This is a genomic window from Niastella yeongjuensis, assembly GCF_900110245.1.
GTDB lineage: Bacteria > Bacteroidota > Bacteroidia > Chitinophagales > Chitinophagaceae > Niastella > Niastella yeongjuensis.
In genome coordinates this window covers 294,841-307,782 of the sequence record NZ_FOCZ01000007.1, presented here as the reverse complement: position 1 = coordinate 307,782, position 12,942 = coordinate 294,841, and the positions used below count along the sequence as shown (strand labels likewise).

12 protein-coding genes are annotated in these 12,942 nt (G+C 44.7%); 7 read left to right on the top strand and 5 right to left on the bottom strand.

The features are described 5' to 3' along the window. Positions 1-422: 422 nt before the first annotated feature. Positions 423-1,667, bottom strand: a complete 1,245-nt coding sequence (locus BMX95_RS20320; RefSeq protein WP_081203836.1) for an RNA polymerase sigma factor — start codon at positions 1,665-1,667, stop codon at positions 423-425. A 58-nt stretch (positions 1,668-1,725) separates the two neighbouring features. Beyond that, positions 1,726-2,079, bottom strand: coding sequence for a YciI family protein (locus BMX95_RS20315; RefSeq protein ID WP_081203837.1), 354 nt, complete (start codon positions 2,077-2,079; stop codon positions 1,726-1,728). Between the two features lie 170 nt (positions 2,080-2,249). On the opposite strand from BMX95_RS20315, the gene BMX95_RS20310 reads away from it, so the two are divergent. Further along, a complete protein-coding gene (locus tag BMX95_RS20310) occupies positions 2,250-3,188 on the top strand; it encodes a hypothetical protein (protein WP_081203838.1) in 939 nt (312 codons plus the stop codon). 381 nt (positions 3,189-3,569) lie between these two features. Here BMX95_RS20310 and BMX95_RS20305 read toward each other — a convergent pair whose 3' ends face one another. Both BMX95_RS20305 and BMX95_RS20300 read right to left on the bottom strand, forming a co-directional pair. Then, positions 3,570-4,484 (bottom strand): DMT family transporter, encoded by a 915-nt coding sequence (locus tag BMX95_RS20305; RefSeq protein WP_081203839.1) that lies wholly within the window; start codon positions 4,482-4,484, stop codon positions 3,570-3,572. A 10-nt stretch (positions 4,485-4,494) separates the two neighbouring features. Then, the gene (locus tag BMX95_RS20300; RefSeq protein WP_081203840.1) at positions 4,495-5,301 is read right to left on the bottom strand and encodes a 2,3,4,5-tetrahydropyridine-2,6-dicarboxylate N-succinyltransferase; all 807 of its coding nucleotides are present in this window, start codon (positions 5,299-5,301) and stop codon (positions 4,495-4,497) included. Positions 5,302-5,448: 147 nt separating this feature from the next. Between BMX95_RS20300 and BMX95_RS20295 the strand changes: the two genes are divergently transcribed. The 6 genes from BMX95_RS20295 to miaA all read left to right on the top strand — a co-directional run bounded on the left by BMX95_RS20295 (position 5,449) and on the right by miaA (position 11,179). Next, positions 5,449-6,048 (top strand): hypothetical protein, encoded by a 600-nt coding sequence (locus tag BMX95_RS20295; protein ID WP_081203841.1) that lies wholly within the window; start codon positions 5,449-5,451, stop codon positions 6,046-6,048. A gap of 190 nt (positions 6,049-6,238) precedes the next feature. Further along, complete coding sequence (locus BMX95_RS20285; protein ID WP_081203842.1) at positions 6,239-6,808, top strand: L-threonylcarbamoyladenylate synthase; 570 nt, start codon at positions 6,239-6,241, stop codon at positions 6,806-6,808. Between the two features lie 25 nt (positions 6,809-6,833). Then, on the top strand, positions 6,834-7,826 hold the full coding sequence (locus BMX95_RS20280; protein ID WP_081203843.1) for a glycosyltransferase family 9 protein: 993 nt from the start codon (positions 6,834-6,836) through the stop codon (positions 7,824-7,826). 19 nt (positions 7,827-7,845) lie between these two features. Further along, positions 7,846-9,396 (top strand): CCA tRNA nucleotidyltransferase, encoded by a 1,551-nt coding sequence (locus BMX95_RS20275; protein WP_081203844.1) that lies wholly within the window; start codon positions 7,846-7,848, stop codon positions 9,394-9,396. Positions 9,397-9,551: 155 nt separating this feature from the next. Then, complete coding sequence (locus BMX95_RS20270; protein WP_081203845.1) at positions 9,552-10,124, top strand: IS1096 element passenger TnpR family protein; 573 nt, start codon at positions 9,552-9,554, stop codon at positions 10,122-10,124. Between the two features lie 137 nt (positions 10,125-10,261). Further along, complete coding sequence (gene miaA / locus BMX95_RS20265; RefSeq protein ID WP_081203846.1) at positions 10,262-11,179, top strand: tRNA (adenosine(37)-N6)-dimethylallyltransferase MiaA; 918 nt, start codon at positions 10,262-10,264, stop codon at positions 11,177-11,179. Positions 11,180-11,333: 154 nt separating this feature from the next. Here miaA and BMX95_RS20260 read toward each other — a convergent pair whose 3' ends face one another. After that, positions 11,334-12,869: a hypothetical protein gene (locus BMX95_RS20260; protein WP_081203847.1), complete on the bottom strand. Its 1,536-nt coding sequence runs from the start codon at positions 12,867-12,869 to the stop codon at positions 11,334-11,336. Positions 12,870-12,942: the final 73 nt, after the last annotated feature.

Sequence of the window (12,942 nt, the reverse complement as noted above, 5' to 3'; positions counted from 1 at the left end):
GTTCCTCCAATTGGCGTTCGGATTAACTTTAGATTTCCTTATTACCTCTAATAACCTCTAAAAAACCTTACAAATTTTCTACCTCCTTATTTTACGGTTATGGATCGGGTTTACTAAAATTAAATAAAATAAAGCATACAGCAGATAGCCAATAAATACAATGCGTATGCGATTAATTGTAATTTGCTTTTATAAGGAGAAAGATGCATTATTGGTGCTTGATGTAATTTGAAGAGGCAGTAGGCAGTGGGCAGAAGGCAGAGGGCAGAGGGCAGAAAGAAATACACTTCATCACGGGCGAAGCAAAAAGCCTTTAAACTTTGAACTTAAAACCCGGATTTCCGAACAAAGAACTTAATAACTTAATAACCCAAGAACCTACGAACTAAAAACTTTAAACTTTCAACTTTAAACTTTCAACTTTAAACTGTCTTTCCTGTCAACAAATCAACTTTCTTCCGAATAATAACCCTATCCCCATCCGTCTTAGCCAGGGAAAGGGCTTTTTCAAAATGCAGTCTGGCCTTCACGTTATCTATGCCCGTATACAATACACCCAACAACGTATAATAAAAATGATTACCGGTGAGGTTCAGCTTTTCTGCTTCTACAATGGCATCGGGTTTGCCATTGGCTTTTGAAAGGGCAAAGGTGCGGTTGAGGGCGGCAATAGGGGAGTATTCGATTTGTAATAACCGGTTATACAGTTGTAAAACGTTTTCCCATTTTTCGCGGGTATCGTTTTTTTGCGTGCTCCAGTAAGCAATGGCTGCCTCCAGGTGGTATTTGGATAATTGATTGCCCGTAGCGGAACAGTGTAAGAAATAACTGCCCCTGCTGATGAGATCTGCATCCCACAGGCTGGTATCCTGTTCATCGTATAAAACAGGTTCTCCCTGTTCATTCACCCTTGCTTCAAACCGAGAGGACTGAAAACACATAAGCGATAACAAGGCATTTACCGGTGGTTTATTGGTGTGTTTGTTTTCTACCAGCATGTAACAAAGCCGCATGGCTTCCATACAAAGTTCTTTGCGCAGGGTGGTATTATGACTGATGGAATAATACCCTTCGCTGAACAACAGGTAAATAGTGGCCAGTACGCTTTTCAACCGCTCGTCTATTTCAGAAATGCCTGGTAATTCTATAAGGATCTTTTCTTCGCGCAGTTTTTCTTTGGCCCTGAACAATCGCTTGTTGATGGTCTCTTTATTGGTTAAAAAAGCATCGGCAATTTCTTCTATGCCAAAGCCGCACAAAATGCGAAGCGACAATCCAATTTGTGCTTCCGGCGAAATAGCAGGGTGACAAAGGGCAAACATCATTTGCAACTGGCTGTCGTTGATGTTTTGGGGCGACAGATCGATTTCGTATTCGGGAAGGGTGGCATTGTTTTCGCCTGCAGTGGCAGGTGTCACTTTATTGATAAAAACAGCCTGCCGGTGTAAAAAATTTTTGGCTTTGTTTTTTGCAACCGTATACAACCAGGCAATGGGGTTGGGCGGAACGCCCTTCAGTCCCCAAACCTGAACAGCCAGCATAAAAGTATCGCTGGTAATGTCTTCGGCCGTTTCCATTTCATCGAAGCCAAAACGTTTGCATAGTACGGCAACGATCTTCCGGTATTCGGTCCTGAATAAGTGTGGTATTAATTCGGGATGTTGCATAACAAAAGCCAGTCAAATTAGTCAATTAATTACTGACCAGTCTGACTGGCTTAATTTATTAATGTGTTCCATCGCCTTTGGCAACCTTTCTCACTTCCACGCTGTTGCCATCGCCTTGTAAAACCGGGCAGCCTTTGGCAAATTCAACGGCTTCTTCAACTGAACCGGCTTTTACAACCATGTATCCGCCAATGGTTTCTTTAATTTCACCGAACGGGCCATCGGTAACAACGCCCTGGTGCCACACTACTTTGCTGTCTTCAAATGGCAAGCCATTGCCTTCAACAAATTTTCCCTGCGCAGCAATGCCACCGATCCAATCCATGGTTTGTTTCATCCAGATCTGCATTTGTTCGGGTGAAGCAATTTTTTTACCATCCTGATGCCTGAGGATCAACATGTACTCATCCATGATTTGTAGATTTAAGTTATTGAATATAAAAATTATACCCTTACTACAATCGAGGTTGTTTCAATTGGACAGGCTGGTTGAAAAATTTTCTTGAAAAAACCATTCATGGATTCTAATTTTTCAGGTGCCGGATATGGTGTAACTTATAAGACACTAAAATTACTTCAGCTATGAGAAAAGCAGCGTTAGCCGGCCTGGCGTTCGTTGCCTGTGGGTTTGCAACGAATGCCCAATTCTCTGTTACGCCCAGAGTGGGTATTGAACAAGCTTTTAATTGCGTAAAGTACAACAACACGTCCTGTATTAATCCAATTTCGCCCAACATCTCGCCGCAGGTAGGTCTGAGGGCCGATTATCAATTCAATAAAACGCATGGCCCGTTTGTAGGTATTGCAAGCAACCGTTCCCTTGTCAACTATGAATTTACCAATCCTGAAACCGGCGACAAAGAATATTCGTCTGCCCGGGGCGACTGGAAACTTCGCCTGGAAGCCGGTTACCAGGTCAGCAGCAAACCCATTTCATTGGGAAAAAAAGCCAAACCCACTACAACGAACGTATCTACTGAGGGTTTAAGTCCGTGTGCAGCCCGCAGAATGCAGGCACTGGCCGCTGTACCCCAAAAACCGGTGATGAACCTGCGTATTCAACCTTATGCGGGAATGGCGTTTGTGCCCAATCCCGAAGAGGCTATTACTACTTCCATGCAGTCGGGTGAAACGGTGTACCAATATCATGCGGGTAACTATACCTCGGCGTTTATTACGGGGGTGAACCTGGCATTCGCCAAAGGCAGCGTGAACAAATATGTGATTGGCATACAATACCTCAAAGGCATTGGCAACACCCATACAGAAACGCTCAGCACTACTATCGAAAATAAATTAACTACTACCACTTTGTCTTCTTCATCGGCTGCCTGGAATATCAATATAGGCATCCCGCTTACATTTAGTAAAAACAAACAAACGGCAGCAGCGCCGGCAAAAGCCGTCGTGCCTGTCAAAGCCGAAACTCCCGCCAAAGTAGAAGCGGCAAAGCCTGCGGCCACCGCACCGGCTAAAAAGTCGTGCAGCTACTACAGGAGCCGGTGTTCGCATTGGGATTGATGGGAAGGCAGAAGGCAGAGGGCAGAAGGCAGAGATGGTTTCCGGCTTTCGGGAACCTATTGTCGAGTGCTGAAAGCCCCATCCAAATGACGGTTTCACGGTATAATTTAGCCATAAAATAGCCATACGTAACAGTAGTCAGATCTATCTGTTATTCATGCCATTATAATAGATATTCCATAGATATCCCACAGATATCCCGCAAATCATCCACAAATATCCCACCTCTTATAAGAGGCGGGATATCTGTGGGTCATTAGCATTATAATTTTAGCTAATATCTATAATACCCATATGTATAGGCAGAATACAAGAAGGATCAATCTTATAGTGTTGCTAACTGTAACCTGGAGTTCGGAGCTCTGAACTTAAAACTTTAAACTATTTCCGTTTCCAGCCAATAAGGATAACTCCTATAACAACCAATACTGTACCTACAATTTGTGCGGTGAAGATCTTTTCGTCAAGGATGAAGTGTGCCTGAATGATGGTGGAAACCGGACCAACAGCCGAAATAATGGCCACATTGTTGGAACCGATCTTTTTCATACCGGTAGACATCATAAAAGTGGGTAATACTGTAGCTAAGGTAGCGAGCAAAATACCGTACCAGATAATGGGGGTGCCGCCCTGTTGCAGGTCGTGCAAACCGCCGCCGTTTAATGTAAAATGCGTAAATACCCCTGCGGTGGAGGCCAGCATGGCATACGCGGTAAAACGGGTAACCCCTACAGACGGGATCATACGGCCGCTGCCAACGATATAAACGCTATAGGTAATGGAACATAAAAAGATGAGAAAACTACCCCAGAGGAAATTAGGGTTCGAAATATCGATGTTAAACTCGCCAAAATAGGCAATGCCGATGCCTGTGTAGGTAAGCAGCAGGGCTATTTTTTGGGTGCGCACCACAGGCTGTTTAAAAACAAAGGCATTGATCAGTACGGCGAAGGTGGGATACAGAAAAAGGATCAGCCGTTCCAAACCGGCAGTAACGTACTGCAACCCTACAAAATCGAACAGGCTGCTGAGGTAATAACCAAATAAACCCAGCCCGATAACGCCCAGCCACTGACGGGTGGTGAGGGGAGCCAGCTTTTCTTTCCGGGCCAGTAATACGGCCGCCAAATAAAAGGGAAAGGAAAAAGACATGCGCAACATCAGCAGGGTAAGGGCATCCATATGCGTGTGCGCAAAAGCCACTTTTACAATAATGGCTTTTGTTGAAAACAAAATGGAACCTATGATGGTGATAAGGAATCCCGCTAGTGTGACTGTATGTTTTTTCCCTTCCAAATATTAAATCTTAAACAGATACATTAAAATCTCTCAGCGCATCATTCAAACTTGTTTTCAGATCAGTGCTTGGTTTACGCTGACCAATGATGAGTGCGCAACTTACATGGTATTCGCCTGCAGGGAATTTTTTTGCATAAGTGCCGGGAATAACCACACTGCGTGCCGGTACCCGTCCTTTGTACTCAACAGGGGTGTCGCCGCTTACGTCGATGATCTTGGTACTTTGTGTTAATACCACGTTGGCGCCCAGTACCGCCTCTTTTTCAACCACTACGCCTTCTACCACAATACAACGGCTGCCAATGAAACAACCATCCTCCACAATAACAGGGGTTGCCTGTAAAGGTTCAAGTACGCCGCCAATACCTACGCCACCGCTCAGGTGAACACCTTTGCCAATCTGGGCACAACTGCCTACAGTAGCCCAGGTATCAACCATGGTGCCTTCGTCTACATAGGCGCCGATATTTACATAAGAAGGCATCAGTACCACGTTTTTGGCCACATAGGCGCCATAACGTGCTACCGCATGGGGAACAGCGCGTACGCCCAGCTCTTTATAATTTTTCTTCAGCAGCATTTTGTCATAGAACTCAAATGGCTCCATAGTCCATGTTTGCATGGGCTGGATGCCGAAATACATGAGGATAGCCTGTTTTACCCACTCATTCACCACCCATTTGCCATCTGTGGGCGAAGCCACACGCAAACGGCCCTTATCAACTTCTTCAATTACAGCTTTTACCGCATCGGTATATTTATTTTCTTTTAATAACTCGCGGTTGCCCCAGGCTTCGAGTATCAGGTCTTGCATTTCTTAAAATTTTTGCAAACATAAGTCAAACAGGGCACAAGACATAAGGTTTAAAATTCAGTTAAAGGTAATAAACTGATAAATTTCAAGGTATTGGTGCATTGCCGCGGTTTTTCTATTTTGGGGACTTTTTTACTTTCTACAATCATGCGGACCCTATTTTTTATCATTCTTTGTTTAATTACCCCCCGGTTATTCGGCCAGGAAAAGCAGCTTGAACAGGCCATAGGCTGGAAAGGCAATGCTATTGAACTGCAAACCGTTTCAGATAATGCGAAGCAACAATGCGGTTTGCTGGTGGCGAATGAGGACAGCATCCGGGTGAACTGGATAAACAGCAATCTGCAGCTGGTAAAGCAATTCACAATTGAACGCAAATACCAGGAGCTGTTGTTGGGCGGATTTATTAAAGAAGGAAAAATGTACCTCTACCATCAAATCCCCGAGGTAACCTGGGTACATGCGTGGCAACTGGACAGCGCATCGGGGAAAGTGACCGAAAATGATATACCTGTTAAATTTACAGATGAAAACATTGTAAGTACTGTAAACTGTGGCGGTCATTTTTTATATCTGACCATTAGCCCCAAAACCACCGAGCTGATCCTGTATGACTTTACCAATGAACGTGAATTTTCTACCATACGGTATAAATTCGATGAGGTGCACTGGTACCTTCAAAAAAAGAAGTTCCCAGTACCAATTATTTTTCTATGCTGGTTGATGCCAATTCGGGTGAACACGTAAAGGGCGAGCCGCCAACTACCCCCAATAAAAAAATTGAACATTTTTCAAAGGACCTGAGGATGCCGCCCCTGGGAGAAGCGCTTTTTATGATCAATGACGGATATTATTATGCATATTATGATAAAAAAGAGCGTAAAGCTATGATTTTCCACCTTTAAACTATTTGCCATTTTGACGTTACATTTGCAGCATGGATTTTTCACACGACGTTGATCATTGCCTAAAAGTATTGCAGGGTGGGGGATTGATCCTTTACCCCACCGATACCATCTGGGGCATTGGGTGCGATGCCACCAATGCAACGGCTGTTAACCGCATTTTTAACCTGAAACAGCGCCCCGAGGCCAAAAGTATGATCATTTTGCTGGCCGATGAAAAGGAGCTGATGCAGTATGTGGCGCATATTGACCTGCAGGTTTTCGATTACCTGGCCAAGGTTAAAAAACCCACTACCGTCATTTATGAGGGTGCCATCGGGCTGGCCGATAATGTGATCAATGCCGACGGAACCGTGGCTATCCGCATTGTAAAAGATACTTTTTGCAAACACCTGATCAAACGGCTGCGAAAACCCATTGTATCCACTTCCGCCAATATCTCAGGCGATCCCTCGCCAGCGATTTTCAGCGATATTTCACCGGCCATCTGGCAGGGCGTGGATTACATTGTGCAACACCGCCAAAAGGAAACTACCCAGCATGCGGCCTCTTCTATTATAAAATGGAATAAAGACGGTAGTGTAACTGTTATCAGAGAGTGACAGCCACGATCAACAAACTAATTGAATGAAATTTCTCGTAATACAAACCGCCTTTATTGGTGACGTGGTACTGGCAACCGGCATAGTGGAAAAACTACACCGTTTTTTCCCCGAAGCCCAAATTGATTTCCTGGTAAGAAAAGGCAATGAAGGCCTGCTGCAAAACCATCCCTACCTGCACGAAGTGCTGATCTGGGATAAAAAAAGCGGCAAGCTGAAAAATTTATGGAAGCTGTTACAGCTGATCCGTAAACGCCGCTATGATAAAGTAATAAATGTTCAGCGCTTTGCCGCTACCGGTATACTGACTGCTTTTTCGGGCGCCAAAGAAAAGATCGGGTTCGATAAAAACCCGTTAAGCTGGCTGTTCGATAAAAAAATAAAACATGTTATCAGCGACGTGAACCATCCCATTCACGAAGTTGACCGCAATAATGAATTGATCAGGGAATTTACCAATGGGGAAGTGGTAAACCCGCATCTGTATCCCTCTTCACAGGATACAGCCAAAGTGCAGCCATACATTAAGCGGCCTTATATCACCATTTCACCCGCATCGGTATGGTTCACCAAACAATTCCCAAAAGATAAATGGATTGGGTTTGCAAAGGAAGTACCGGCGAATTATACCATCTATTTATTAGGGGCACCCGGTGATACAGCGCTGGGTGAAGAAATCCGTACCGCAGCAGGCATTGCAGCCAATGTGGTAAACCTGTGTGGCCAGTTGAGTTTTTTACAGTCTGCCGCGCTGATGAAAGAAGCAGACATGAATTATGTAAACGATTCGGCGCCCATGCATTTTGCGTCATCGGTCAATGCGCCGGTTACGGCCGTATATTGTTCCACCCTGCCTTCGTTTGGGTTTGGACCATTATCAGATAAACGTTTTATTGTAGAGGTACAGGAACCATTGTCGTGCCGCCCGTGTGGGCTGCATGGCCGGCCCACCTGCCCGCTGGGGCATTTCAAATGTGCCTACGGGATAACCAATGAGCAACTATTGAATAGTTTATAATTTATACATTTGCTGTTTGATGGATATAAAGTGCAACGATAAGGAACTGTTTGTTTTTAAAAAGATCGCCCATGCTGCCGAAGAGCTGGGCATGCCTACCTATGTAATTGGTGGTTTTGTACGCGACAAATTGTTGGGCCGCCCCACCAAGGATGCCGATATTGTTTGTGTGGGTGATGGCATTCAGCTGGCGCATAAGGTAGCAGAACGGTTCCAGCCCAAACCATCGGTTTCTTTCTTCAAGAATTTTGGCACGGCCCAGATAAAGCTGAAGCATTTTTATGAAATGCATGAAGGAAAAGTAGACCATGAGCATTTGATTAATGAAGAGGAAGAAAATAATAGCGAAGATCAAAACACCCTCCCGATGGATCGGGAGGGACGGGGGGAGGCCTCTGCACTTGAAATAGAATTTGTAGGTGCCCGAAAAGAGAGTTACCGCTATCACAGCCGTAACCCCGAAGTGGTGCCCGGTACGTTGAAAGATGATCAGGACAGAAGGGATTTTACCATCAATGCCATGGCCATTTCCCTGAACACGGCTGATTATGGCAAACTCATCGATCCATTCAATGGCGTGCTTGACCTGGAGCGCAAGATCATTCAAACACCGCTCGATCCCGGACAAACATTCAGTGATGACCCTTTGCGTATGATGCGGGCTGTTCGGTTCGCCGCTCAATTGAATTTTACCATTGCCCCTGAGACCTTTCAAAGCATCAAAGACCAGGCCGATCGCATACGGATCATTTCGCAGGAACGCATTACAGAGGAACTGAACAAGATCCTGTTAAGCGCCAAACCTTCTGTAGGGCTCGATCTGTTGTACCAATGCGGTTTACTGCATATCATCTTTCCGCAGCTGGTTGATCTGGCCGGTGCCGAGTACATCGATGGCCTGGGGCATAAAGACAATTTTTACCATACCTTACAGGTAGTGGATAATATATCAAAGCACACCAATGACCTGTGGTTGCGTTGGGCTGCTTTACTGCACGACATTGCCAAACCTGCCACCAAGAAATTTGAAAAAGGCCATGGGTGGACATTCCATGGGCATGAAGTGGTGGGCGGCAGAATGGTGCCCCGCCTGTTTACCAAATTAAAGCTGCCGCAGAATGAAAAAATGCGTTTTGTACGCAAGCTGGTTGAACTGCATTTGCGGCCAATAAGTTTAACCAAAGAAAATATCACCGATTCTGCCATACGCAGATTGTTGTTCGATGCAGGTGATGATATCGATGCGCTGATGTTGTTGTGTGAGGCCGACATTACCTCAAAGAACAAACAAAAAGTGATCCGCTACCTGGAGAATTTTGAGCTGGTACGCCAGCGGTTGAAAGAGGTAGAGGAAAAAGATCGCATACGTAACTGGCAACCACCCATCACCGGTGAAATAATTATGGATATATTTGGCCTTTCACCCTGTAAAATAGTGGGTGACCTAAAAAACTGCATCCGTGAAGCTATTCTGGATGGTGAAATTGATAACTCCTACGACGCTGCATACGATTTTATGATGAAAAAAGCAACAGAAATGGGGTTGCAAATTGTCAGGAAGGAGCCTTAAATTGCATACTTTGATAGTTGGGGAATTGTCTTATTTTTGACCCGAGGCAAAGGCACAGCTGGCACGATTATAGAGAATTAGATATCAAACAGGCTCAGTTAATCAGCAATAAGTTCCAAATAAAAATCAGAAACACGTAACCTGAAATTTCAAGTATGGCTGTTTTAAAATTCAGAATATATTTTGAAGAAGATGACAGTATCTACCGCGATGTTGCCATCAAGCACACACAAACTTTTTTGCAGCTTCATCAGGTAATACTGAAAGCCTACGAGTTTGATAACAAACATCAGGCTACATTTTACCGTAGTAATGATAACTGGCAACGCGGACGCGAGATCAGTCTGGCCCAATACGATAAGCCTTATAAAGTGGCACCATTGTTAATGGAAAACACCGCTATTGGTACGGAGATCAAAGATCCCAACCAGAAATTTATTTATGTGTACGATTTTGTAAAGAACTGGTCATTCCTGGTTGAGTTGATAAGCGTATCTAAAGAAGAAAGCAGTAAGATCGATTATCCCGCTATGGTTAAATCAGAAGGGATCGCTCCATCGCAATATGGCACTAAAGGTATTGCCGGTGACAAGCTCACCGAAATGGAAGAAAAATACGATCTAAAAGCCGGTACGGAAGGCTTTGGCACCGAAGGTGGTGACGGCGACGATGACGAAGACCTTAGTGAGGGCGAAGAAGCTGAAGAAGGCCAGGACGACGAAGCATAAAGAGAAAGGCAGAGGGCAGAGGGCAGAAGGCAGAAGGCAGAAGGCAGAGAAGGAAGCACTCACAAAAGCTGTATTTCATTTTCATATTTGTATTTGAACGTTTTGTTTTGGGTTCTCTACAAGCTCAGACAAATAACATGAATAATAAAACTTGCGTTATTATAGCCGGGCCCACCGCAGTGGGCAAAACGGCTGCCGCTATTGAAGTAGCCCGTCATTTTAATACCGAGATCATTTCAGCCGACTCCCGGCAATGTTTTAAAGAAATGGCTATTGGCGTTGCCAAACCCAGCTCCGAAGAACTACAACAGGTTCACCATTATTTTATCGGCACCCATTCTATTCACGACACCGTGAATGCAGCTGTATTTGAGCAATACGCTTTACAAACGATCGATACCCTGTTTCAACAGCAAAACGTTGCGGTTGTTACCGGGGGCACTGGTTTGTATATAAAAGCGTTCTGCGAAGGGCTCGATGATATGCCGCCTTTATCGCCTGAAATACGCACCGCCATACAGGAACAATACCAGCAATACGGACTGGCCTGGCTGCAACAACAGGTAAAGGAGCAGGACCCCTTGTATTATGCCTCGGGAGAAATTCTAAACCCGCAACGATTGATGCGGGCACTGGAAGTAAAACAGGCAACCGGTCAGTCAATACGCAGCTTTCAACAACAAAAGAAAATTAATCGTCCTTTTAATATAATCAAACTGGGCCTTGAACTGCCCAGGCCGGAGCTGCATACACGCATCAATACCCGGGTAGATAAAATGATGGAGCAGGGATTGCTGCAGGAAGCGCAGCAACTATTGCCCTATAAACATTTGAACGCCCTGCAAACGGTAGGGTACACCGAACTGTATGAATACCTCGATGGAAATATTACGCTACAACAAGCCATTGAACAAATAAAAACCAATACCCGCCATTACGCCAAACGGCAGATGACCTGGTTTAAAAAAGATGCAGCCATACAGTGGTTCTCTCCCAATGCAGTAAGCGAAATAATCGATACCATTGATGGGGCAGAAGGCAGAGGGCAGAGGTGAAAGGCAATGGACAATAGGCAATGGGCAATGGGAGAAAGGCAAAGGTTAAAGTTGAAAGGCAAAAGCGCATAAGAATGCCCGCCGTTTTAACCGGCGGGCATTTCTATTTAGATGCTTGTATTTCGGATTTCCTACTTCATACTTCCTACTTCATTTAAAACCGTGCCCGGGTTTCAATACTAAATGACACTTTACCGGTTGAAACTTCATAGTTTCTGCCCCAGCCACCACGGGGAGGTCTGCCTCCGGTACTCCATCCGCAGGGGAATGCAGAAGACGCACCTTTCTCGATCAGGATGGGGTCACAATAAGTGTGAAGCGCATCCAGCAGATCATCTGATGTGCCCGTAACCGTTGTAGTGACGGTTTGGGTGTGTGTTTCAGTAGCGCTGCCGCCAAAACTCAATCCTACTTTTTGTATGGTACCCGACACGGTAAAGTTTCCGCCATAGGTGCTGGTCATGGTAGACGTATAACTTGATGTGGTACCTGGATCATATTCATAAACGGCTATTTTCCATGTGTCCCCGTACTTCTGCATGTCAAAGGGTATAATTTCAACCGGAGCCGACAAGGTATACGCCTTCGGATTGGGTGCAGGGTTCTGGGCATCGGTAATAAATAATTCATCTGTGACAAGGCTAAAGCCTTTCTTTAAAGAATTAACGCCGGTTTTATCCTGAATAAAGAAAAAGGTTAAATCAAATTCCATATTACCGTCTGTCATATCGTCTACCAAACGATCACGCGTGGCCATATCATTTATTCTTACCGAAGTAATAAATTCAGCATAGTTGCTGTTAAATGGCCCCTGGTTAACACCATTGGCAGGATCGATACCATAGTAAATGTAGTCGCGCGCACAGGTAATGTTATGTTCAAATGCATACTGGGCCCTGAAATCATAGCGGGCATAATCTGTTGTACGGAAACAATACGATTCTACGGCCGCTTCCCTGGCATTGGGCTGGCTGTTTTCCGTAGCTTCCTGTTTGCTCGCAGGTTGATATGGCGGCACGTTACGGCCATCGAAATCGGGATAACGGAAATAGAAAGCTTTGCCTTTCTTTTCATATAAGATAGTACTGGCAATTGCACTTCTGGTAGTAGCAGTAGGGCCATCAAGAACCTCTACGCGCTCATTGGTTTTTACTATAACAATAGGCCGGTCGGGTTTTGAATTATAAGCCATTTCATACTGGTTTCCCTGGGCATCAAAGGCCAGCATCTTTTTTCCGGCCTTGATGTCTTCTTCATTCCTTACCCCTACAATAGGTATTTGATTGTCTGTATCCCAGTCATCAGCTGAAAAGTTTTTAAGCCGGGGAACAAAGATGGTTATCAACGGTAATTTATCATCAACCATAGAAGTGAAGGTTGTTGAACCGGCTTCGCCTGATAAATAATCGGCGAGCGTTTTATTGGGTTCAACCTGATTGTCTTTCACCATCTGATAAAGTACATCGTAATCTTTATCTATTTGTTTTACGGCTTCCCCTTTTATAAGCTCCCGCACCGTTTTTTTGGTGAGCGCTTTGGCCAGTGATTTGGCAAACGCTATTTTGTTTTCAAACTGCTGCGGGTTGTCATTGACAGCAGCAACATCATGTTGATTCTTTTTGCAGGATACCACTATTGCGCCGAGGCACAGACAAATAAAAAGCGTGGTAAAATAAGGTTTGTGAGTCATGGAATTCGGTTTATTTAGTTAATAGATTGTCTGCACGTGATGCGTTCAAGTGTATACACTATTTTCCCTGGTC